Genomic DNA, 22,512 nt, shown 5'->3' on the forward strand with positions numbered 1-22,512 from the left:
TGCTTTCGCCTTTCCGAATTAGGGCGAAACAGCGCCGGCCTCAAAACTCACTGCCCCTTCCGCTGCGTACATCTGCCTTCCATGACCATCAGCATCATCATTCCTACCTATAATGAGGCCGCCAACATTGGCCGACTGGTGCAGGAGCTACGCCACTACGGCTCAGCCGGAGCCACCGAAATACTGGTTGTGGACGCCCACAGCCCCGACGGTACCGCCGAGCTGGCCCGGCAGGCCGGCGCCACCGTGCTGGCGGCTCCCCGCCCCGGCCGTGCCGCCCAGATGAACCACGGCGCCGCCCACGCCACCGGCGACATCTTTTACTTCGTGCACGCCGACGTGCAGATTCATCCCGACTTTGCAGCCACCATCCGGCAGGCCGTGGCCGATGGCTACCCCGCCGGCTGCTACCGCTTCCGCTTCGATTCTGAGCACCCGCTGCTGCGCTTCAACAGCTACGGCACCCGTTTCGAAGGCATCATGAGCCGCGGCGGCGACCAGACGCTGTTTGTCACCCGGGAATTGTTCGGGCAGCTGGGGGGCTTCCGGGAGCGGTTTGTGGTGATGGAGGACTTCGACATCATCCAGCGCATCCGGCGGGTGGCGCGCTTCCTGATTGTGCCGCAGGACGTGGTGGTGTCGGCCCGCAAGTACGAGCACAACAGCTGGCTGCGGGTGCAGGTGGCCAACCTGACGGCGTTTTCGCTGTACTTTCTGAAGGTGTCGCCGGTCCGGATTGCGCGCACCTACAAGGCCATGATCAACCACCGCTGATGCCGGCGCCCGTTCTCGTAACCGGGGCCAATGGCTTCCTGGGCCGCCACCTAGTGGCCGAGCTGTACCGGCGTGGCCTGCCCGTGCGGGCGCTGATGCGGCCCGGCACGCCCCCGCCCTTCCCGGCCGCCTGGGCCGTAGACTACCGCTTCGCCGACCTCACCCAGCCCGCCACCCTCGCCGGCCTCGCCGACGGCTGCGCGGCCATTGTGCACGCCGCCGCGCTGGCCCAGGTGAACCCCGCCCGCAACCCCGCCGTGTGGGCCGTGAACGACGGTGGCACGGCCGCCCTGCTGGAGCTGGCCCGGCAGGCCAGCGTGGAGCGCTTCGTGTACGTGGGCACGGCCAACGTCTTCGGCTTCGGCACGCTAACCAACCCCGGCGACGAAACGCGCCCCTACGCCGGCGCCCGTTACGGCCTCGACTACATGGACAGCAAGCGCGCCGCCACCGACCAGGTGCTGCGCGCCGTGGCCGAGTGGCAGCTGCCGGCCGTGCTGGTGCACCCCACCTTCATGCTGGGCCCGCAGGATGCCCGGCCCACCTCCAACGCCCTGCTGCTGGAGCTGTACCGCGGCCGGCTGCCCGGCTATCCGCCCGGCGGCAAAAACTACGTGCACGTACACGACGTGGCCGTGGCTACCATCAACGCCCTGACCATGGGCCGCGTAGGCGAATCCTACATTCTCGGCAACGCAAACCTGAGCTACCGCGACGCCTTCCGGCAGCTAGCCGGCGTGCTGGGCGTGGCGCCGCCGCGCTGGCCCATTCCGGGCGGGCTGGCGCGCCTATATGGGGCGTTTGCGGAAATGCAGGCGCGCCTTACGGGCCGGCCGGGCCAGCTCAATGCCGCCATGGCGGCCGTCGCCAACGACGGCCATTATTTCAGCGTGCAGAAGGCCCGGCAGGAGCTGGCGCTGCCGCAAACGCCTATCGGGCAGGCCGCCGCCGAGGCCTTCGCGTGGTTTAAAGCCCATCAGTATGTTTAACGATCAACCGGCATCCGCCGACTTATATTCCGCTCCTTCTCCCTCTGCTGCCGGGCTGCCTCAGCTGCCGCAGCCGCTGCCGCACACCGGGGAGTTTGCGGGCCGAGTGGCCATTGTCACGGGCTCAGAATCGGGCATCGGGCGCGAAACGGCGCGGGCGTTGTGCGCCGCCGGGGCCGCCGTGGTGCTCAATGGGCGCCAGGCCGAGCGCCTGGAGCTCACGCGCCAGCAGCTAACCGCCGCCGGCTACCTGGTGGCCGCCTGCGTGGCCGACGTAACCAACTACGCCGCCTGCGAAACGCTGGTGGCCACGGCTATCCGGGAGTTTGGCCGGCTGGATATCCTGGTGGCCAATGCCAGTATCTCGCAGCGCGCCTACTTCGCCGATATGCAGCCCGACGTGTTCCGCCAGGTGCTCGACAGCAATGTATACGGCGCTGTTTTTCCGCTGAAGGCCGCTCTGCCGCACCTGCTCAGCAGCCGGGGCAGCGTCACGTTCATCTCCTCGATTTCGGCCCTGAACGGCATGCCCAGCGGCTCGGCCTACTGCGCCGGCAAAGCGGCCCTCACCAACCTGGCCCACACCCTGCGCCTGGAGCTGGACGGCACCGGCGTGCACTTCGGCGTGGTGCATATCGGCTTCACCCAGAACGACGACGACAAGCGCGTGCTCGACGCCCAGGGCCAGCCGGTGCCCATTGCGCACCGGCCGCCGCGCTGGCAGAAAACCCAGGCCGAGGTGGCGGCCATCATCGTGCGGCACATCCGGCGGCGGCGGCAGCGCACCGTCATTTCGGCGCTGGGCTGGCTGATTGCCATCGTGCACACCTACGCGCCCCGCCTCGGCGACTGGGTGGTACTCACCACGATGCGCCGGATGCGCAACTTCTACGAGTGAGCAACTAAACCGAACCGGCCGCGGGCTGCGTACGTGCGTCAGCAAACAGGTCACCCAGCCATGGCTGCCGCTGACTGTCGGCTACCGCCTAACTTGCCAGTGCCCCGCCCCGCTTTACCACCCACACTACTACCTGTTTCATTTGCCCGCTACGCCCGCTCGTGCCGCCATTCTGCTTTTCACCCGCCCGGCGGGTGAGGAAGCCGCGCACAAGTCGTTTGGGCGAGGGCGACGGGCGGCTGCGGCCATTGCGGCGCAGCTGATTGCGCGCGCCAGCGCCACCGCCCGGCAGGCCGGCGTCGATTTTGTGTGCGTGGAGTCGGGCGAACAGGGCGGGCGCACCTTCGGGCAGCGGCTGGCGTCGGCGCTGGCGTATGGGTTTGAATTGGGCTACGAGCAGCTGGTAGTTATCGGCAACGACTGCCCGCAGCTGACGCCTGCCCTGGTGCGGCAGGCCGTGCGCGCCCTGCACACCACCGACGCCGTGCTGGGCCCGGCCCTCGATGGGGGCGTGTACCTGCTGGGGCTGCACCGCCGCTTTTTCGAGGCTGAAGCCTGGGTTGCGCTGCCTTGGAAGACTGCCGCCCTAGGGCACGCGCTGCGCCGCTGCCTGCACCGGGCCGGCGCGACCGTGGCCACCCTGCGCCCCCTCGCCGACGTGGACACGGCCCACGATTTTGCCGGCCTGCTGGCCTGGCTGCCCGCCAATACCTTTCGCAACCATCTACACACCATTCTGGCCGCCGAGAAGCCGGCCCGACCCATGCTCCGGCTTCGGCCGATGCTACTGGCCGAAGCGACCACGCTGCCGCAGCGCGGCCCGCCAACTCTCTGAAAACTGCCGAAAGTTGCCGGCCAGCCAGCTGCAAGCGTCCTGCAAGGGGCGCCTTGTGGCGGCTGGCGCGGCTGGGTTTTGTTTTTCAGTTTGTTGATTTCGTAGATGAAAATTTTTTTCTATTTGTTGCTTTTCCTGCTGCTGGGCGGGCCGGTTTCCAGTGCCCTGGCGCAGTCGGTTGACCTGGTGGTGTCCATCGTGGACGTCTCGACGCGCAAGCCGGTGGCGGACCAGCTGGTACACCTCGATAACGCCGCCGTGGGCTTCAGCGCCCAGCAAACCACCAACGCCCAGGGCCAGACCCGGTTCCGGGGGCTGAGCACTGCCGGCACCTACGCCGTGAGCACCGAGGTGTCGGACCGGTTTCAGGCCGTGCGCGAAACGGGCCTCACGCTGCGCACCAACTCCAGCCCCAGCGTGACGCTGGTGCTGCCGCTGGCCAGCGCCCAAACCCTGGCAGGCGTGACGGTGCGGGCGCCCAACAACGCCACCACCCTCAACACCCAAAACGCCGAGGTAGCCTCGCAGCTGTCGGCACGGGAGCTGCGCGAGATTCCCATTGAGGCCCGCGACATCACGCGCGCCCTCTACCGACTGCCCAACGTGACGCAGGCCACGGGCTTTTTCGCGGAAGCGCCCAACGTGAGCATCAACGGCGCTAACGGCCTCTACACCAACTACCTCATCGACGGCCTCGACAACAATGAGAACTTCCTGGGCGGGCAGCGCTTTGCCATGCCGGTGGGCTTCGCCCAGAACCTGAACGTGCTGACCAACAACTTCAGCACCGAGTTCGGCAACTCGGCCAACGGCATCGTCAACATCACCACCAAATCGGGCTCCAACGACCTGACGGCCGAGGCCTTCTACCTGACCCGGCCCGGCCCAAGCATCGACGGCAAGACCGATTTCGCGCAGCGCGACCTGTCCGGCAACCAGGTGAAAGGCGGCTTCCAGCGCCAGCAGTTCGGCTTTGGCGTGGGCGGCGCGCTGGTGAAAGACAAGACGTTTTTCTACCTGAACGCCGAGCAGACTTTCGATTTCAAGGACAACGTGCTGACCTCGCCCGACCTCGGCGTGGCGGCCACCGTGCGCGGCCAGAACCGCTTCACCTACCTGTCTGGCAAGCTCGACCAGCGCTGGACCGAGCGGTTCCGCTCGTCGTTGCGGGCCAATGTGGGCCTTGTGAACATTGAGCGCCAGGGCGGCGGCCTTGATGGCGGCGTAGCCTTCCCCTCGACCGGCAACCGCCAGGACCGCAACTCCCTCAACATCGCCTCGCAGAACGTGTACGTGGGCAACAACTTCACCTCGCAAACCGATGTGCAGTACGCCCGCTTCCGCTGGAACTACGCCAGCGCCGACAACCCCGACAGCCCCGACGTGACGGTATTGGGCCCGACGCGGCAGGTGCTGGCGGTGCTCGGCCACCCCGGCTATCTGTTCGACTCGCACCAGAGCACCTGGCAGGCCCAGCAGAAGTTCACGCTGCTGCGTGGCCGCAATACCTTTAAGGGCGGCTTCGGGATTATCAGCACCGAACACTCGCTGTTCGGCGGCGGCAACCCCAACGGCAGCTACACCGTGCAGCTCACCCAGGCCCAGCTTGATGCGCTGCGGGCCCGCAACCTCGGGCCCGGCCTGGGCATCAACGACATTCCGGCCAACGTGCAGGTGAACAACTACAGCGTGGAGCTGCGCCCGGCCTCGTTCGGCACCACGCAGAACCTGTACAACATCTACGTGGAAGACCTGTATGCCGTGACGGACCGCCTGAACGTGACGCTGGGCGTGCGCTACGACTACGACAACCTCTCGAAGGGCGGCGGCGCCAACGGTGACCGGAACAACGTGGCCCCGCGCGCCAACTTCAACCTGCAGCTCACCGACCGCAGCAGCCTGCGCGGCGGCTACGGCCTGTTCTACGACAAGATCCTGTACACCGTGTACAGCGACGCATTGCAGCAGAACACCACTTCCGCCGACTACAAAACCCAGCTTCGCGAGCTGGTGCGGGTGGGCGCGCTGCCCGCCAGCACCAACGTCGACCGGATTACGTTCGATGGCAACCAGAGCGGCAGCGTGGCCGGCGTAACGTATCTGCAGGGCCCTTCGGGCTCTACGCTGCAAAGCCAGCGGGCCGGCGTTTCGAGCGGGGAGCGGCGGATTCTCAACCCCAACGGCTACCAGAACCCGTATTCGCACCAGAGCACGCTGGGCTACCAGTATCAGGTGAACACCAAGTCGCTGTTTTACGTGGATCTGGTGTACAACCGCAGCTACGACCTGTTCCGGCTGCGCAACGTCAACAGCGTGTCAGAGTACCCGCAGACCGACCCCAACAACGTGACCGTGCGCACCGAAACTCAGGCCAACGCCACCCGCCCCGTACCGATTCTGGCCGATGGCAGCGCCGTAATTGGCGGGCAGCGCGTAACGGGCGTGGCCCGCAACGTGGTGATGACGGAATCGGAAGGCCGCTCGCGCTACATGGGCGCCAGCTTCAACCTGCAGAAGGATGCCGCTGAGGACAAGTACGGCTACCGGGTGTCCTACACGCTGTCGAACCTGAAAAACGACACCGAAGACGTGAACTTCCGCGCCGCTGACGGCAACAACTACGGCCAGGAATTCGCCAACTCCATCAACGACCGTACGCACGTCATCAACGCCATTGGCAGCTACTACCCGGTGCGGGCCCTGCGCCTCACGGTGGCTTCGCTGCTGCAAAGCGGCCAGCCCGTAAACCGCGTCACGGGCGGCTACCCGGTGCCAGGCAGCAACCCCGCGGTGCTCACCAACGACCTGAACGGCGACGGCAGCTCGTTCAGCACCGCCTACCAGGGCAACGCCGACCGTTTCCCCGGCGAAGGCCGCAACTCCGACCGTCTGCCCTGGTCGAAGACGTTTGACGTGGGCGCGCAGTACTCGCTGCACTTCGGCGAGAAAACCAGCCGCGTGGAGCTGACCGCCGACGTGTTCAACGTGCTCAACACCCAGAATCTGAGCGGCTACGCCAACAACGCCACCCAAAGCAACCAGATTCAGGTGGGCGCGGCCGGCTCGGGCATCGTGCGCCGCAACGCCAGCGCCCCGCGCCAGTTCCAGTTCGGGCTGCGCTACGCGCTGTAGTCAGGCAAAACAGATGTGCGTGTCATGCTGAGCGCAGCGGAGCGGAGTCGAAGCATCTCTACCGCTTCGTCCTCACGATTGAGTTAGTCGGAGGTAGAGATGCTTTGACTCCGCTCCGCTGCGTTCAGCATGACACGTTCTTTGACATTACCTTCCCAACGAATGAAAAAATACCTTTTCCTCTTTCTTCCATTTCTCTCCGCCTGCAACCCCACCGACAAGGCGCGGGAGCCGCAGCAGGTGCTCACCCAGACTTGGCCGCAGATAGAAGCGGCCGCCAAAGGCCAGACGGTGAGCATGCTGATGTGGATGGGCGACCCGCTCATCAACCGCTACATGAGCACCTACGTGAAGCCCGAGCTGCAGCGCCGCTACGGCATCGAGCTGGAAATTGCGGCCAGCCAGGGCGCGCAGCTGGTCCAGACGCTGGCAGCCGAGCAGCAGGCCGGGCAGCCCAGCGAGGCCGATCTGGTGTGGATCAACGGCGAGACGTTTTACCAGCTGCGGCAGGTAGATGCCCTGCTGGGGCCCTTCGTGGACAAGCTGCCCAATGCCCAGCTGCTGGATCTGCAGAACCCGTTCATCAATACCGATTTTCAGCAGCCGGTGGCGGGCATGGAAGCGCCCTGGGGCAACGTGCAGTTCAACTTCATCTACGACTCGGCGCGGGTAGCGCGGCCGCCCCGCTCGTTTGCCGAGCTGCCGGCCTTCGTGCAGGCCCACCCTGGCCAGTTCACCATCCCGAACGAATTCACGGGCATGACGCTGCTCAAGTCGTGGATGATGGCGCTGTCGGGCAAGCCGGAGCTGTTTCGGGGCAAGTTTGACGAGGCCGTGTACCGGAAGTGGTCGGGCGCGCTGTGGCGGCAGATCAACACCAGCCGGCCGTATTTCTGGAAGCAGGGCCAGACGTTTCCGGAGCAGCTGGCGCCGCTGCACCAGCTGTTCGCCAACGGCGAGGTGGCCTTCACCTTTTCCAACAACGACGCCGAGGTGGACAATAAGGTGAACCAGAAGGTGTTTCCGGCTACGGCCCGCGCCTATGTGCCGCTGCCGGGCACCATCCAGAACTCGCACTACCTGGGCGTGGTGCGCGGCGCCCGCCACCCCGAGGCGGCGCTAGTGGCCATCAACTTCCTGATTTCGCCGGAAGCCCAGCTGCGCAAAATGGACCCCAACGTGTGGGGCGACCATACCGTGCTGAACCTGCAGGCGCTGCCCGCGGCGCAGCGGCAGCAGTTTGAGCAGCTGCCTTCGCGCCGCTACGCGCCCCGCCGCCAGAACATCCAGGGCCAGGCCCTCATGGAGCCCGACCCAGAGTACATGACGCGCCTGTTCAAGGATTTCCGCACCTACGTTATCGAAAAGCAGCCGGTTCCGGCCGGGTAGAACGATTGTCGAACGTCATGCTGAGCGAAGCGAAGCATCTCGACCGCCAAACTACTCCAATCGTCAGGCTCCCCCTCTCCTTTTCAGAGAGGGGGCCGGGGGGTGAGGCGCAATCGTTGCTCTGAAGCGGGCGAGATGCTTCGGCAACTTCAGCACGCGAGATTCCTCGGCTACGCTCGGAATGACGTTCTTTTAAACCTAAAACTCTCCCACTTTTATTGAAACCCGCTAACCGCTCCTGGCTTTTGCTGATGTATGCCCTGTTGGTGGCCGGCCTGCCGCTGGCCGGGCTCGGCTATGCGGCCTTGGGCAGCGTGGGCGTGGTGGGGCCGCTGGCTACGGGCTTCACCGGCCAACACTGGCAGGCCCTCCTTCACGATACCGGCCTGCTCTACGCGGCGTTGTACAGCCTCTGGATTGCCACGGCCGTGGTGGGCGTTTCGGTGGCGTTGGCGCTGGGGCTGGTGCTGCACGCGCAGCGCACGCTGCGGCGGTGGCCGCTGCCGGGCCTGCTCTACGTGCCCCTGATTATGCCGGCGCTGGTAGTGGCGTTCTACCTGTTTCAGCTGCTGAGCGGGGCCGGCTGGCTTTCCCGGATCAGCTTCCGGCTGGGTTTGACCGGCAGCCCCGAGGCGTTTCCGGAGCTGGTGCAGGATGCCGCCGGACTGGGCATAATTCTGGCCCACGTGCTGCTGCTGTTCCCGTTCCTGACGCTGCTGCTCCAAACCATCTACCACGAAAGCCGCCTCGACGACTACCGCCAGCTCACCCTGACGCTGGGGGCCCGCCCTGGGCAGTTCCGGTGGCGGGTGGCAGTGCCGATGCTGCTGCGCCGGGCAGCCCCCACCCTGCTGCTCAGCTTCATTGCCACGCTCGGCGCCTACGATATTCCGCTGCTGCTGGGCCGCCCCTACCCCCAGATGCTGAGCGTGTACATCGCCACCCGCCTCCAGCGCTTCGACCTGCGCGAGCTGCCCGGCGCCTACCTGGCGGGCTTCCTGGTGGCGGTAGGGCTGCTGCTGCTCATTGCGCTGCTGCTCCGGGTGTTGCGGGTAGCCCAAGCTGAAAGAAGCTGACACAGCCAGCCACGCGCTGCATCTGAGTTTCCAAAGCGTCATCAAACCCAGCCAGCCCGCTCCCTTCATCACCCCATCACCCCATCACTAAATAACAATGCGCTCCAAACTGCTCGTTCTCCTATTAGCTGGCCTGTTCCTGCTGCCGTTTGGGCTGCTGGGGCTGCTGGCTGTAGGCGAGGGCTGGCGGTTTCCCGACGCGCTGCCCCCCGCTTACTCGCTGGCGGCTTTGCGCGGCCTGCTCTCCGCCGACAACGACCTGCTGGCCGGCCTGGGCCGCAGCCTGCTGCTGGCGGGTTCGGTGGCGGTGGTGGCTACGGCCGGGGGCTTCGGGGTGGCACGTGCTGTGGCCCGCACTGGCGGCGGGCAACGCTGGCTGCTGCTCAGCTACCTGCCCTACGCCCTACCGCCGGTGCTGCTGGCGGTGCTGGTGCAGCCGTTTATCATCCGGATGCACCTTTCGGGCTCGGTGGGCGGCGTGCTGCTGGGGCTACTGCTGGTGGCGCTGCCGTTTGCCACCCTGCTGCTAGGCAGCTTCTGGACCCGCCAGGCCACCGAATACGAGCAGCTGGCCCGCACCCTGGGCTGCACGCCCCGGCAGGCGCTGCGGCTGGTGCTGTTGCCTCTGGCCTGGCCGCTGCTGCGCACCACCCTGGTCCAGACGTTTCTGCTCAGCTGGTTTGACTTCGGCCTGACCAACCTGCTGAGCGTGGGCAAAGTGCGTACGCTCACGGTGCAGGTGTTCACCTACGTGGGCGAGGCCAACGCCCCGCTGGCGGCTGTGGCCTCGCTGCTGCTGCTGCTGCCGCCGGCCCTGCTGCTGCTGGCCAACAAATCTGCCCTGCTCCGAAAGCCGTAGTTTAAGACTGGCTGCGGGCCCGCATCGTCGGGACCTGCTGCTCCCGGCCAACCAGTATCTCACGCCCTGCCTGCTATGCTCAACGCGCTTCTCGTCTCCAATGGTCTAGTCGGACTAAACAAATACTACGTTTCCAATGAGCTGGTGCACTATACCACCAGCCTCGTCACCCACGATTTCGCCCCCGACCTGCTGGCCTATGACCTGCTGGTGGTACCCAACGGTTCCGACCACGTGGCTATGCTCAAAATAAAGGACCAGGTGCGCGCCTTTCTCGACGCGGGCAGGGCTCTGGTATGCTGCGACGGGTTTTTCACCGCCTGGGTGCCCGGCAATCAGTGGCTAATGGACAACTCCCGGCGCACCCTCGACGTGCGCTACACCCCCGGCCCCGACCGCCACGGCCTGCTGCAGGGCCTCGACCTGGATGAGCTGAATTTTTCGCACGGTATGAGCGGCTGGTGGTCGTGCGGCTACATTGAGGCGGCTCCCGGCGCCGACGTGCTGCTGGCCGACACCTGGCAGCGCCCCATCGTGGTACTCGATGAGGTAAGCACCGCGGGCCGGATGCTGCTTACGGCCAGCGGCCCGCTGGCCGACGTCACGTACGCCGGCCAGGCCGATACGGCGCTGGTGGGCCTCTACCGCAATTTCCTCCGTGTTCTTTCCCCTGAAACGATTCCCGCGCATGGCTAAGATAGGCTTGATTTTCAACGGTGTTTGGTCGCACTACGCGCTGGCCACCGCCCCCAAATACCGCGACCTCTACCAGCTGCTCTACGTGCACGACCTCGACGCCGCCGCCGTGCAGGACCTAGCGGCCCTAGTCGTTCCATTCCAGTCCAACCAGTCCGTGCTCACGGAAAAGCAGGCAGTTATCTACGACTTTCTGGCCGCCGGCAAGAAGGTATTCGTGGAAGGCGACTCCTCCACCGCCTGGCTGGACGCGCAGTGGGAAGACCGCCCCGTGAACAACTACTGGTGGGTGACGGACCCCACCGCCCCGCCCGTGTCAGCCACCGACTACAGCCACCCGGTTTACCAGGGCCTCACGCCGCGCCAAGCCTGCTGGCACACCCACGGCGTGTATACGCGCGTCCCGGAATCGGCCGAAATCCTGCAAACCAATTCTCAGGGCGAGGTTATTACCTGGCAGACGCACGCGCACGGCGGCACGCTGCTGGCCACCACCCTCGACCCCATCGTGGAGCACGGCGTGCAGCAGATCACCCACCTCGACCACTACGTAGACCGCCTCACCGAATGGCTCTGCGGCGTGCGCCCCGCCCCCGGCCGCATGAGCATCGACGCGGCTGCCTACGGCCCCACCGCCCGCGTATGAGCATGCTACTCACGGTAGCCGGCCTGTCCCGGCAGTTTGGTTCGCAGCCCGTGCTGCGCGACATTTCCCTGGAGCTGCGCGAGGGCGAGGTACTCGCGGTGCTGGGGCGCTCGGGCTGCGGCAAAACCACGTTGCTCAAAATTCTGGCCGGCCTCGAAACGCCCGACACCGGCACGCTCACCCTGCACGGCCAGGACCTGCGTCCGGTACCGCCCAACGAGCGGCAGATGGTGTACCTCTACCAGGAGCCGCTGCTGTTTCCGCACCTCACGGTGTTCGAGAACGTAGCGTTCGGGCTGCGCATCCGCAATGTAAAAGAGCCCGAAATCAACACCCAGGTGACGGCGCTGCTGGCCGAGCTGGAGTTGAGTGAGCACGCCCAAAAAGCGCCGCACCAGCTCTCGGGCGGGCAGCGGCAGCGCGTGTCGTTCGGGCGGGCGCTCATCATCCGGCCGCGCCTGCTGCTGCTTGATGAGCCTTTTGGCAACCTCGATGCCCAGACCCGCACCGCCATGCAGGAGCTGTTTATCCGCGTCAGCCGCCAGCACCAGATTACCTCGCTTTTCGTCACCCACGACAGCCGCGAGGCCCTCACCGTGGGCACCCGGCTAGCGTACCTCGACCGGGGCGTGCTCACCAGCTTTGCCACCGTAGCCGACTTTATCCAGGACCCACGCACCAATATTGCCGCCGAACTGTCTTTCTGGGACACTATCCAGCGCACTGCATTTAGTGCCTAGTTGTTCGTGCTTAGTGCTTAGATCAAACGACCTAGGCACCAAGCACGAGCAACTAGGCGCTAACAACTAAGCCCTACATGAAAACCGACTTCACGCACTGCGAATCCATCTATTGGGTGTTCACCCAGCTCTGCAACGACAAGTGCGACCATTGCTACAACGACTCGGGCCCGCAGGGTACGCGCATCAGTGTGCAGGACTGCTTCCGCATCATCGACAACCTGCCCGAGCGGGTTGACCGCCTGATTCTGTCGGGCGGGGAGCCGCTGGCCGACCGGGTGAAGCTATATTCCATTCTGGAGGCGCTGCAGGCCAAATACCAGGGCCGCACCCAGATTATGCTCCAGACCAACGGCGACCTGCTCACGCCCGAAATCCTGGATCTGCTGATTGCCAAGGGCGTCACCCGCTTCGACATTGCCAGCATTGACCGCTACCACAAAGCCGCTGGAGCCCGCCTGATGACGCTGGCCGACCTGTTTGAGAGCCGCGGCGTGAATGGCGACGACCACGACCCGCTCATCGACAAAGAGCACCTGCTGGTAGAAGGCCACCGCCTGAGTTGGGGCTACTGGGGCGCCACCGAGGAAATGTGGCTGGGCGGCAACTGGGCCCGCGGCCGGGCCATGGAGAAAAACATCTGGCTGCGCGACCCCAGCCACAACTTCTGCGCCATCCTGTCGGGGGCCAAGGGCTTCCTGGGCGGCACCGATCTGCCGCAGGAAATCAGCATCCAGCTCTGGAAAATCAACCCCTGCTGCCCCGGCACCAAGTTCCCGCTCGGCGATGCGCGCCGCGAAAAAGTAGCCGACGTGCTGCTGCGCGCCTCCCGGTCCGAAATTATGCAGCGCCTCAACCAGGGCGAACCCTGGAAAATGGGCGAATCCATCGGCGTGTCGGAAGCCCACGCCCTGGCCCGCACCGAGGACCTGCAGAACGTGTGCCGCTGGTGCGATGAGTTCTTCGAGCAGCACGTGGAAGAGGTAGTAGCTGCCATCCCACTCCCGGCCTGACCATTCTCTGATTTTTAACGCAGCAAAAAGCCCCGCACAGCTACTCCAGCGTTGCGGGGCTTTTTGCTGTATACCTTAAGCCCGAAAACAGGCTTATAGCGCGGATTCATGTTGGTGTGCGGCTGGCCGGCAACTGTAAACGCGAAGCAGAGACTTCGCGCTACCGCCCGGATATCAACCCGAGAATCGTGCTATGTTGTCCGTTTCGCGCCAACGCATCCCAGGCCAGACCTCAATTCCGGAGCACGAAAAAGCCCTCACCTGCACAATGCAGATGAGGGCTTTGGTGATCCCGCTGGGATTCGAACCCAGGACCCATACATTAAAAGTGTATTGCTCTACCAGCTGAGCTACAGAATCAGTTACTTTGCACGCAAATCGCGGCTTATTTGCTGATTGTGGCACAAAAGTAGTCGGCCGCCTTTTATTCTCCAAACGTTTTGCTGAAAAAACTCTTCCTTTTTTTTACTAGTTCGTTGCTGACTGCCGGCTCGGCCATGGCGCAGCCGGGGGCGCAAGAGCTCCAGAAAGCTGATTCGGCGTTTGTTGCCGGTGCTTACACTCCTGCTTATCAGTTATATCGACAGGTTCTGCGCCGGCATAATATCGCCTCGCCCCGCATGCTGCTGCGCATGGCCTACGTGCAGGATGGCCTGGGCCACTATCCGGCGGCTCTTTACTACCTGAGCATGGCCTACAAGCGCCAGCCCAGCCTCGCTACGTGGCGCAAGATGGCCGCCCTCGCCCGCGACCGGCGCCTGACCGGATACCCCGACACCTGGCGCCAGGACCTGCGCCTGCTGGTGCAACGCTACTACTATCCGGGTTTGCAGGTGCTGCTGATTGGGGCCGTGGCGGGAGGTATGCTGCTGATTCTGCGCCGCCGGCGGCTTAGCCGTGGCTGGTGGGTTTTGTACGGGACGTATCTGCTGCTGACCGGCGGCTATCTGCTGCGGCTGGCGCCGGAGCGGGCGGCGCTGGTGGCCCGCCCCCGCGCCGCGCTGATGAGCGGCCCCAGTGCCGGCGCCTCCTGGCTCACCACCGCCGCCGCCGGCGACCGGCTCCTCGTGCAAGGGCGCCAGGACACCTGGTACCGCGTGCAGTGGCAAGGCCATGATGCTTACATCCGCACCCAGGATTTGCTGCTGGTGCAGTGAAGTGTTTTTTGGTGATGGGGTAATGGAGGGATGAAGTAAGAACGTCATTCCGAGCGGAGCGAGGAATCTCGCTAGTGTGGTAAACAATGCCACTCCAACATCAGCACGCGAGATTCCTCGCTCTGCTCGGAATGACGTTCTTACTTCATCTCCCCTTCCTCCTCTTTGCGGAAGTGGCTCAGCACCAGCTTATCGGTGAGGGCGGGGAGCCACTTGTTGAGGAAGACGGTGAGTTTGCCCTGACTGGTGAGTACCAGGTCGCGGCGGCGGTGCTGCACGGCGTGCAGGATGTGCTGGGCCACTTCCTCGCTGCTCATCATCTTCTGCTCGTCGCGCGGCGACTCGCCCTGCTGCGAGCCGTCGGCGGCCAGCGCCACCTGCCGGATGTTGGAGGCCGTGAAGCCCGGGCAGGCCAGCAGCACGTGCACGCCCTGCGGCAGCAACTCGGTGCGCAGGGCTTCCAGGAAGCCGTGCATGGCAAACTTGGAGGCCGAGTAGCCGGTGCGGCCCGGCAGCCCCCGGTAGCCAGCAATGCTGCTGATGCCCACCACCGAGCCCTTGCTGGCCAGCAGGTGCGGCAGCGCGCCTTTGGTAGTGTACACCGTGCCGAAGAAGTTTGTTTGCATCAGGCGCTCAATCACGCCCAGGTCTACGTCCTGGAACCGGGCGCGCATGCTGATACCAGCGTTGTTAAGCAGCACATCGAGGCGGCCGAAAGCCGTGATGGTTTCGGCGACGGCGCGCAGGGCGTCGGCGGCCACGCCCACGTCGGCGCGCACGGTAAGGTGGCGGATGCCCAGGCGGGCCAGCTCCTGCGCGGTTTCCTGCAGGCGGGCTTCGTCGCGGCCCGTTACCACTACCTGCGCGCCGGCCTGCCCGAAGGCCACGGCGCAGGCCCGGCCGATGCCGGAAGTACCACCGGTAATCAATACAACTTTGTCTTTCATCTGGAAGCGCCGCGGTGAAATCTGCCGGGGCAGGCGGCCGGCAAAACTACCGAATTTCACGCCTTTATGGCGGCGCAAACCTGCTTTCTGCCGCTGCTGGAGGCCGGCTTGCTTAATCCTCTTCTATATTGGATTGCCGGTGTGAAAAATTGTATTTTGTTTCCGCAATGTACCTACATTTACCTGCCTCTTCTTCAGCCTTTTCCTGCTGCTTTATATGATTGCACCTCTACTTATTCGGCGCAGTGCGTCTGTTTTTCTGGGTAGCTTGCTGGGCCTTCTGCCGCTGGGTGGCGCGGCCTGGGCGCAGTGCCCGGCCACGACCAGTGCCTGCACGCCCGGCGCGGCTCCGGCCAGCAACTTGCCCTTCGGGATGGGCATTTTCAACGTGACGCTGGGCACCATCAACAGCACCACCGGCGGCGTACAGGAAGGCTTTCAGGACTACTCCTGCACGGTGGGCACGACGCTCACGGTGGGCCAGAACTACCCCATCAGCATCCGGACCAACGCCAACGCCAACGAGAACGTGCGCGTGTGGCTGGATGTCAACAACGACGGCACCCTGAACCCGACCACCGAGTTGGTATTCAGCTCCAACGCGGCCCGGGTGCATACCGGCACCATCTCGCTGCCCACCTCTACGGTGCTGGGCACGCGCCTGCGCCTGCGGGTGGCCGCCGACTACGTGAATGCGCCCATTCCGGGCACGTGCACCACGCCGCAGTATTCGCAGACCGAAGACTACGCCGTGACGGTGCAGGCCAACGTGGCGGCGCCCGTAGCCGAGTTTGTGGCCGACCAGACGCTCACCTGCTCGGGCTGCGTGCAGTTCACCGACCAGAGCCAGAACGCGCCCACCGGCTGGCTCTGGAACTTCGGCGACAACACCACCAGCACCCAGCAAAGCCCCAACCACTGCTACAGCACGCCGGGCACCTACACCGTCACGCTCACGGCTACCAACGCTGCGGGCAGCAACGTGCGCACCCGCGCCAGCTACATCGTGTATGACAATGCCGTGCCGGTGGCGGCCTCCTGCACGCCGGCCACCACGGCCTTCTGCTGCGGCTACGGCATCACGCAGTTCACGCTGGGCCCGCTCAGCAAATCCTCGCAGAACGGCCAAGCCGGCTACGAAGATTTCACCTGCACCAGCCGGGCGCAGCTCACCGAGGGCAATTCCTACCCCATTAGCTTTGGCACCGCTACCAACCCGCAGGATATCCGGGTGTGGCTGGACCTCAATAACGACGGCCAGTTCACGGCCAATGAGCTGCTGTACACGGCCCTGAACCGCATCAATCCCGCCGGCTCGGTGCAGATTCCGGCTACGGCCGTGAAGAACGTGCCGCTGCGCCTGCGGGTGCTGGCTGACTTTGTGGGGGGCGCCGCCACGGCCTGCGCGGCACCGCAGCTGGGCCAGATTGAAGATTATACCGTGACGGTGCGCAACAACACCAACCCGCCAGTGGCCGCCTTCAGCTCCAACCACGTGCCCGGCAACTGCCAGAACCCTGTGCAGTTCACCGACCAGAGCCAAAACGCGCCCACCAGCTGGCTCTGGAACTTCGGCGACAACACCACCAGCACCCAGCAAAGCCCCAGCCACCAGTACGCCACCGGCGGCGCGTTCACCGTCACGCTCACCACCACGAATGCATATGGCACCAACACCGTCAGCAAGGCCAATGCCGTGGTGCTGATGGTGCCCTGCGTGCGCTACTGTGAGGCCACGGGCACTACGCCCAACATCTGGCTGACCACCGTGACCATGCGCCGCGACGGAGCCATCGACTTCACCAATACCTCGGGCGCCAACGCCAACGGCTACGGCAACTTCGTGGACAAGGTGGTACCGCTCTTCCAGGGCACCAACACGTTTCTGGACCTGAGTGTGAATGCCAATTTCCAGCACCTGCTCTGGGCCTGGGTTGACTGGAACCGCAACGGCACGTTTGAGGCCTCCGAGCTGATTGCCAATACCGCCACCTCCGCCACCACCCTCACCACGGGCTTCACGGTGCCCACCAATGCGGCTTTCCGGGGCCTGACACGCATGCGGGTGATGGTGCGGCTCAATAACCTGCCGGCCCCCAACCCCTGCCAGGTGAACCAGAATAACTCGGAAGCCGAGGACTACTCGGTGCTGGTGAGCCAGCCGCAGGCCTCGGCAGAGGCCCGCACGCTGCCGGCCCTGAGCGTGTTCCCGAACCCTACGGCCGATGGCCGCCTGCACCTGCGCCTGCCCGACCCAACAGCCGCCGGCACTTACGCCGTGCGGGTGGAAAACCTGCTGGGCGCTTTGGTGCAGGAAACCAGCCTGCGCCTGAGCCCCAGCCAGGATGCCGAGCTGAACCTGGCCGGCCTGCCCCGCGGCCTGTATGTGCTGCGCCTGCAGAACGCCGACGGCCAGACCGCCGTGCGCCGCGTGCAGCTGCAATAAGCGAGGTGATGAGGTAAAAGTGATGGGGTGATGAGGTAGAAGAAGCGGGCCAGTATGGTCGTGCGGTGGCAGACAGCCCCTCACGCCAACCGTTTTTCTCCATCACCTCATCACCGCTTTACTTCATTCCCCCGCGCCTTCCTCACTCCACTCCTTCATTACCTCATCACTTTATATGCGCCAAACTGTACTCCGCGCCATTTATTTACTGCTGCTGCTGGTGGGGCTGAGCCCCGGCCGGGCCGTGGCTTCGCATTTGCTGGGCGGCGAGATGCGCTACCAGTATCTGGATGCCAACGGCCCGGCCACGGCCCGCTACCGCTACCGCGTGACGGTGCTCGTGTACCTGAACTGGGAGTGCCCGCCGGCCGGCGGCTCATCCAGCACCCAGTCCAACGTGCCCGACGGGCGCTGCAATATCTTCCTCAACATCTACGACAAAGCCACCCGGCAGCGCATTGCCAGCACCGAAGGCAACAATGTGTTTCCCTGCACACAGGTGAGCTGCTCGACGCTGCAGAACCCCATCCAGAACGACCAGCAGCAGGCGGGCACGTTCCGGCTGCCCCGCATTTCCAACCCCAGCATCACGCCGCCGCAGCCCGGTGGGTGCAGCATTCCGGCTGGCTCGGTGCCGCCGGTGCGCCTGGCCCGCTACGAAGCCGTCGTGAACCTGCCTTTGGCGTTTGATGGCTACGTCGCCGTGTACACCGACGGCACGCGCAATTTCAATATCGACAACCTGCAGAATCCCAGCAACCAGAACCAGACGCTGTTTGTGGAAATGGCACCGCCGCTGCTGCCCAACTCCTCCCCTACCTTCTCCGATACGGCCGTAGTCGTTATCTGCCAGGGCGACACTAGCATCCTCGTCAACAACGCCGTAGACCCCGACGGCGACCGGCTGATTTATTCGTTCAGCACGCCCTACAACGGCAACCAGGGCGCGGCGCCCACTTTCGTTGCGCCGCCCAGCGTCACGTATGCTAACACGGGCGGCTACTCGGCCACCACGCCATTTGGCAGCGGCCCCGGCAACTATGCGTTTCTCAACGCCAGCAACGGCATCAGCCGCTACGCCACCTCCCGCGTGGGCCGCTACGTGGTGGCGGTGGAAGTCAAGGAATATCGCACCATCAACGGCGCGGAAGTGCTGATCGGCTCCACGAGGCGCGAAATCCAGCTGGTGTCACGTACCTGTTCGCCGAATAACTCGCCGCAGTTTACGGCCGCCACCACCGCGCAGCCGCGTTTGTTTACCGTTGAGGAAGGCCAGTCGGTCAGCTTCAACCTCGGCGCCACCGACCCCGACGGCAACCCCATCAACCTGCGCGTCAATAGCGTGCTGCTCGATGGCAGCGGCCCCTTCAATGCCACCTTTGCCGGCAGCCAGGGCACCGTATTGCCGGGCGCCGTGAGCGGCAGCGCCACCGTGCAGGGCACGGGCGCCGTCAATGGTCAGTTTGTGTTCGACAGCCAGTGCGGCAACGGCCGCGCCACGCCCTACGACGTGGTGGTGACCGCCACTGACGTGGCGTGCGGCGCGAAAAGCGTGGCCGACGTGTTCCAGATTCAGGTGACGAAAGCATTTGGTCCAAACAGCATCAGCGGCAACGACGTCATCTGCGACCGGGCCGTGGCTCAGCAGTATACGGCGGGTGGCCCTGCGGCCAGTTCCTACCGCTGGACCGTGCAGGGCGGCACCATTCAGGGCCCGGCCACCAACAACACCGTGCAGGTTCTCTGGACCGGCACCGGCGCCGGCCGCCTGGTGCTGCGCGGCGTGTCGGCGTTCGGATGCCCCACCGATTCGGTGGTGCGCGTAATTGACGTGCGGCCCGCCGGTGCGCTAGCCGTGACGCCCACCGCAGCCGCTATCTGCCCGGGCGGCTCCACCTCCCTCACGGCTACCGGCGGCACTACCTACCAGTGGACTTCCAGCACCGGCCAGACGTTTACGGGCAGCACCATCACCGTTTCGCCCGCCGTAACCACCACCTACACGGTGTCTACTTTCGACGGCATCTGCACCACTACGCGCCAGGCCACCGTGACCGTCAACCCGGCGGCCGTGGCCAACGCCGGCGCCGATGTGGCTACCTGCTCCGGCGTGTCTACGTCGATTGGCACGGCCTCCCTGGCTGGCTACACCTACCAGTGGAGCCCGGCTACCGGCCTGAGCAATACCAGCGCCGCGCAGCCCACCTTCGTGCTGAGCAACACCACCAGCACGCCCCAGACCTTCACCTACCTTGTGACGGCCACCACGGCCCAGGGCTGCGTAGCCCGCGACTCGGTGCGCATCACGCTCAACCCCGCCGCCGTGGCTAATGCCGGGGCCGACCGCGCCGTGTGCTCCGGTACGCCTACTTCGATTGGCTCGGCCTCGCTCGTGGGCTACACCTATCAGTGGAGCCCGGCCACCGGCCTGAGCAGCGCCACCGCCGCCAATCCCACGCTCACGCTGCCCAACGCCGGCAGCGCGCCGCAGATGTTCACCTACATCGTAACGGCCACCACCGCCAACAGCTGCGTGAACCGCGACACGGTGCGCGTGACCATCAACCCAGCCGCCGTGGCTACGGCCGGCGCCGACCGGGCCGTGTGCTCGGGCGAAACCACCACGCTAGGGGCGGCTTCATTGGTTGGCTACACCTACCAGTGGAGCCCGGCTACCGGCCTGAGCAGCGCCACCGCCGCCAACCCCACCTTCACCCTGACCAACACCGGCACTACGGCGCAGGTACTCACCTACACCGTCACGGCTACTACGGCTGAGGGCTGCGTGGCCCAAAGCACGGTGCGCATCACGCTCAACCCGGCCGCCATTGCCAACGCCGGCCCCGACGCCACGCTCTGCGACCGGCAGTCGACGACGCTGGGCAGCGCGGCCCTCACCGGCTACCGCTACCAGTGGAGCCCGGCCGCCAACCTGAGCAGCGCCACCACAGCCCGCCCGGTATTCACGGGCGTGAACACCACCCAAACGCCGCTCACGCTCACCTACATCCTCACGGCTACCAGCGCGCAGAACTGCGTGGCCCGCGACACGGTGCGCATCCTCGTCAACCCACGGCCGCTGCCCGACAGCATCCAGGGCTCGGCCTCGGTGTGCCCCACGGTGCAGGGCATTGCCTACAGCATCCGGGCGCCGCGCTCCACGGCCTACCAGTGGCTTGTGACGGGCGGCACCATTGCCAGCGGCCAGGGCACGGCGGCCATCACCGTGAACTGGGGCGGGGCTTCCGCCACGGCCAGCGTGCGGGCGTTCCGGCTGAATGCTGAAGGCTGCTCGTCGGATACCGTACGGTTCCCGGTGCGCATCAATCAGCAGCTCGTGACGCAGCGGCCCACCGGCCCGCTGCGCGTGTGCCTCGCCGATGGCCCCTTCACCTACCAGACCCAGCTTACCAACGGTTCCACCTACGGCTGGCAGATTGTGGGCGGCACGCAGCTAAGCACCAGCCAGAACACGGTGCAGGTGAACTTCACCCGGCCCGGCATTGCCAAGCTGGTCGTGACGGAATCCAGCAACCCGGCCGGCGGCCGCTGCCTGGGCCAGAGCGACACGCTCTACGTGACGGTGCTGCCGTCGCCGGCCGCTAACCTGGCCATCAGCGGTCCGGCCCGGGCCTGCGCCAGCCAGACGGCAGCGCAGTTCACCTTGGCCGGCACCGCCGGCTCCACCTACGCCTGGACCGTGAACGGCACGCCCCAGACGGTTACGGCCGGCACCCTGAGCGTACCGACCGTCGTGGGCACCTACACCATCACGGCCCGCGAAACCAACACCAGCCTGTGCGCCGGTCCGGTGTTCACCAAAACCTTCGTGGTCGTGCCGCCGCTGGCTATTGCTGGTCCGGCCAGCTACTGCCCCGCCAGCCGCACCGGTTTGCGCTACAGCACCGCGACCCTCAGCGGCGGCCAGTATCAGTGGACGATAACGGGCGGCACCATCACCAGCGGCCAGGGCACAGCCACCGTGACGGTTGACGTGCCGGCCGGTTCGGCCAACGCCACGCTCAGCGTATCGGAAACCACCAGTACCGCCTGCGCCGCCACCTTCACCATCCGCCCCGACAACGCCACCGTAGCGCTGAACGTGGCCTCGGTGGATTTGCAGGATGACCGCAAAATCAACCTCGTGCTCAACGTGCCCAACAACTCCGGCAACGCCAACCGCGTGCAGATTCTGCGCCGCGTGGCGGGCAGCACCTCGGCCTTCGCCACCGTGGGCAACGTGCCCAACACCGCCATCACCTTTACCGATACCAGCGTGGATGCCGATGCCGCCGCCTACGAGTACCGCGTGGAGCTGACTAATGCCTGCGGCGACCTGCTGGCCAGCACCCAGCACACCACCATCCGAACCCTGGCCACGGCCGTGGAAGGTGGCACTGGCCGCGACGAAGGCAAGGTGAACGTAAGCTGGAACGCCTACCAGGGCTTTGCCGTGCAGCAGTACCGCCTCTACCGCCGGGCCGCCAACGGCACGGCCGAGCTGGTGCAGACCGTGGCCGGCACCACTACCAGCGTGCAGCTCACCACAGGCAGCGCCGGCTTCGACCAGTGCTTCCGGATTGAGGCCGTGGGCCCGGGCACGCTCACGTCCACTTCCAACGAAGCCTGCGTGCAGTTCGCCAACGACCTGGTGTTCTACAACGTGGTAACGCCCAACGGCGACAACCTCAACGACCAGTTCATCATCAAAAACGTGGAGCTCTACCCCGGCAACTCGCTGGCCATCTTCAACCGTTGGGGCAAGGAAGTCTACAAAACCAGCAGCTACCGCAACACCTTCGACGCCAGCACCACCTCGGCCGGCGTCTACTACTACCTGCTGAAGCTGCCCGACGGCCGCTCCTTCAAAGGCTGGTTCGACGTGGTCAAATAGGATCACGGATTACAGCGGATT

General features: G+C 65.2%; 16 protein-coding genes and 1 tRNA gene. 15 read left to right on the plus strand and 2 right to left on the minus strand.

All coding sequences use genetic code 11. From position 1 onward, the window contains the following. Positions 1-81: 81 nt before the first annotated feature. From O3303_RS08175 to O3303_RS08230, 12 genes are all read left to right on the plus strand, one after another. Positions 82-774 carry a TIGR04283 family arsenosugar biosynthesis glycosyltransferase gene (locus O3303_RS08175; protein WP_269561570.1) on the plus strand — a complete coding sequence of 231 codons (693 nt, stop codon included), beginning with the start codon at positions 82-84 and terminating at the stop codon, positions 772-774. After that, positions 774-1,763, plus strand: coding sequence for an NAD-dependent epimerase/dehydratase family protein (locus O3303_RS08180; protein WP_269561571.1), 990 nt, complete (start codon positions 774-776; stop codon positions 1,761-1,763). The genes O3303_RS08175 and O3303_RS08180 overlap by 1 nt, the downstream gene beginning before the upstream one ends. Continuing rightward, positions 1,756-2,661, plus strand: a complete 906-nt coding sequence (locus O3303_RS08185; protein ID WP_269561572.1) for an SDR family oxidoreductase — start codon at positions 1,756-1,758, stop codon at positions 2,659-2,661. Before O3303_RS08180 ends, O3303_RS08185 begins: the two co-directional genes overlap by 8 nt. Positions 2,662-2,803: 142 nt before the next feature. Beyond that, positions 2,804-3,496, plus strand: coding sequence for a TIGR04282 family arsenosugar biosynthesis glycosyltransferase (locus O3303_RS08190; RefSeq protein WP_269561573.1), 693 nt, complete (start codon positions 2,804-2,806; stop codon positions 3,494-3,496). 105 nt (positions 3,497-3,601) lie between these two features. Then, the gene (locus O3303_RS08195) at positions 3,602-6,628 is read left to right on the plus strand and encodes a TonB-dependent receptor (RefSeq protein ID WP_269561574.1); all 3,027 of its coding nucleotides are present in this window, start codon (positions 3,602-3,604) and stop codon (positions 6,626-6,628) included. A gap of 162 nt (positions 6,629-6,790) precedes the next feature. Then, complete coding sequence (locus O3303_RS08200) at positions 6,791-8,017, plus strand: ABC transporter substrate-binding protein (protein WP_269561575.1); 1,227 nt, start codon at positions 6,791-6,793, stop codon at positions 8,015-8,017. 218 nt (positions 8,018-8,235) lie between these two features. After that, a complete protein-coding gene (locus O3303_RS08205) occupies positions 8,236-9,093 on the plus strand; it encodes an ABC transporter permease subunit (RefSeq protein WP_269561576.1) in 858 nt (285 codons plus the stop codon). A gap of 97 nt (positions 9,094-9,190) precedes the next feature. Next, positions 9,191-9,952 (plus strand): ABC transporter permease, encoded by a 762-nt coding sequence (locus O3303_RS08210; protein ID WP_269561577.1) that lies wholly within the window; start codon positions 9,191-9,193, stop codon positions 9,950-9,952. 75 nt (positions 9,953-10,027) lie between these two features. Next, entirely contained in the window at positions 10,028-10,648 is a 621-nt protein-coding gene (locus O3303_RS08215) for a hypothetical protein (RefSeq protein ID WP_269561578.1), read from the plus strand. Further along, a complete protein-coding gene (locus O3303_RS08220) occupies positions 10,641-11,294 on the plus strand; it encodes a hypothetical protein (protein ID WP_269561579.1) in 654 nt (217 codons plus the stop codon). The genes O3303_RS08215 and O3303_RS08220 overlap by 8 nt, the downstream gene beginning before the upstream one ends. Continuing rightward, complete coding sequence (locus O3303_RS08225) at positions 11,291-12,034, plus strand: ABC transporter ATP-binding protein (protein WP_269561580.1); 744 nt, start codon at positions 11,291-11,293, stop codon at positions 12,032-12,034. Before O3303_RS08220 ends, O3303_RS08225 begins: the two co-directional genes overlap by 4 nt. Positions 12,035-12,111: 77 nt before the next feature. Next, positions 12,112-13,047: a radical SAM protein gene (locus tag O3303_RS08230; RefSeq protein WP_269561581.1), complete on the plus strand. Its 936-nt coding sequence runs from the start codon at positions 12,112-12,114 to the stop codon at positions 13,045-13,047. Between the two features lie 284 nt (positions 13,048-13,331). Here O3303_RS08230 and O3303_RS08235 read toward each other — a convergent pair. Further along, a tRNA-Lys gene (locus O3303_RS08235) sits at positions 13,332-13,407 on the minus strand. Positions 13,408-13,667: 260 nt separating this feature from the next. On the opposite strand from O3303_RS08235, the gene O3303_RS08240 reads away from it, so the two are divergent. After that, positions 13,668-14,204, plus strand: a complete 537-nt coding sequence (locus O3303_RS08240) for an SH3 domain-containing protein (RefSeq protein WP_269561582.1) — start codon at positions 13,668-13,670, stop codon at positions 14,202-14,204. A 140-nt stretch (positions 14,205-14,344) separates the two neighbouring features. Here the strand turns inward: O3303_RS08240 and O3303_RS08245 are convergent, their stop codons facing one another. Further along, the gene (locus tag O3303_RS08245) at positions 14,345-15,151 is read right to left on the minus strand and encodes an SDR family oxidoreductase (protein WP_269561583.1); all 807 of its coding nucleotides are present in this window, start codon (positions 15,149-15,151) and stop codon (positions 14,345-14,347) included. Positions 15,152-15,419: 268 nt separating this feature from the next. Here O3303_RS08245 and O3303_RS08250 point away from each other — a divergent pair, with 268 nt between their 5' ends. Both O3303_RS08250 and O3303_RS08255 read left to right on the plus strand, forming a co-directional pair. Beyond that, the gene (locus O3303_RS08250) at positions 15,420-17,597 is read left to right on the plus strand and encodes a GEVED domain-containing protein (protein ID WP_269561584.1); all 2,178 of its coding nucleotides are present in this window, start codon (positions 15,420-15,422) and stop codon (positions 17,595-17,597) included. Positions 17,598-17,772: 175 nt separating this feature from the next. Next, a complete protein-coding gene (locus tag O3303_RS08255) occupies positions 17,773-22,491 on the plus strand; it encodes a T9SS type B sorting domain-containing protein (RefSeq protein WP_269561585.1) in 4,719 nt (1,572 codons plus the stop codon). The last annotated feature ends 21 nt before the right edge of the window (positions 22,492-22,512 follow it).

Source organism: Hymenobacter canadensis, assembly GCF_027359925.1.
Taxonomy (GTDB): Bacteria; Bacteroidota; Bacteroidia; order Cytophagales; family Hymenobacteraceae; genus Hymenobacter; species Hymenobacter canadensis.

What these genes read in the sequence shown, in the direction of transcription:
- O3303_RS08175 (WP_269561570.1), top strand. Translation starts at nt 82, where the DNA reads ATGACCATCAGCATCATCATTCCTACCTATAATGAGGCCGCCAACATT.
- O3303_RS08180 (WP_269561571.1), top strand. Translation starts at nt 774, where the DNA reads ATGCCGGCGCCCGTTCTCGTAACCGGGGCCAATGGCTTCCTGGGCCGC.
- O3303_RS08185 (WP_269561572.1), top strand. Translation starts at nt 1,756, where the DNA reads ATGTTTAACGATCAACCGGCATCCGCCGACTTATATTCCGCTCCTTCT.
- O3303_RS08195 (WP_269561574.1), top strand. Translation starts at nt 3,602, where the DNA reads ATGAAAATTTTTTTCTATTTGTTGCTTTTCCTGCTGCTGGGCGGGCCG.
- O3303_RS08200 (WP_269561575.1), top strand. Translation starts at nt 6,791, where the DNA reads ATGAAAAAATACCTTTTCCTCTTTCTTCCATTTCTCTCCGCCTGCAAC.
- O3303_RS08210 (WP_269561577.1), top strand. Translation starts at nt 9,191, where the DNA reads ATGCGCTCCAAACTGCTCGTTCTCCTATTAGCTGGCCTGTTCCTGCTG.
- O3303_RS08215 (WP_269561578.1), top strand. Translation starts at nt 10,028, where the DNA reads ATGCTCAACGCGCTTCTCGTCTCCAATGGTCTAGTCGGACTAAACAAA.
- O3303_RS08220 (WP_269561579.1), top strand. Translation starts at nt 10,641, where the DNA reads ATGGCTAAGATAGGCTTGATTTTCAACGGTGTTTGGTCGCACTACGCG.
- O3303_RS08225 (WP_269561580.1), top strand. Translation starts at nt 11,291, where the DNA reads ATGAGCATGCTACTCACGGTAGCCGGCCTGTCCCGGCAGTTTGGTTCG.
- O3303_RS08230 (WP_269561581.1), top strand. Translation starts at nt 12,112, where the DNA reads ATGAAAACCGACTTCACGCACTGCGAATCCATCTATTGGGTGTTCACC.
- O3303_RS08240 (WP_269561582.1), top strand. Translation starts at nt 13,668, where the DNA reads ATGCTGCTGCGCATGGCCTACGTGCAGGATGGCCTGGGCCACTATCCG.
- O3303_RS08245 (WP_269561583.1), bottom strand. Translation starts at nt 15,151, where the DNA reads ATGAAAGACAAAGTTGTATTGATTACCGGTGGTACTTCCGGCATCGGC.
- O3303_RS08255 (WP_269561585.1), top strand. Translation starts at nt 17,773, where the DNA reads ATGCGCCAAACTGTACTCCGCGCCATTTATTTACTGCTGCTGCTGGTG.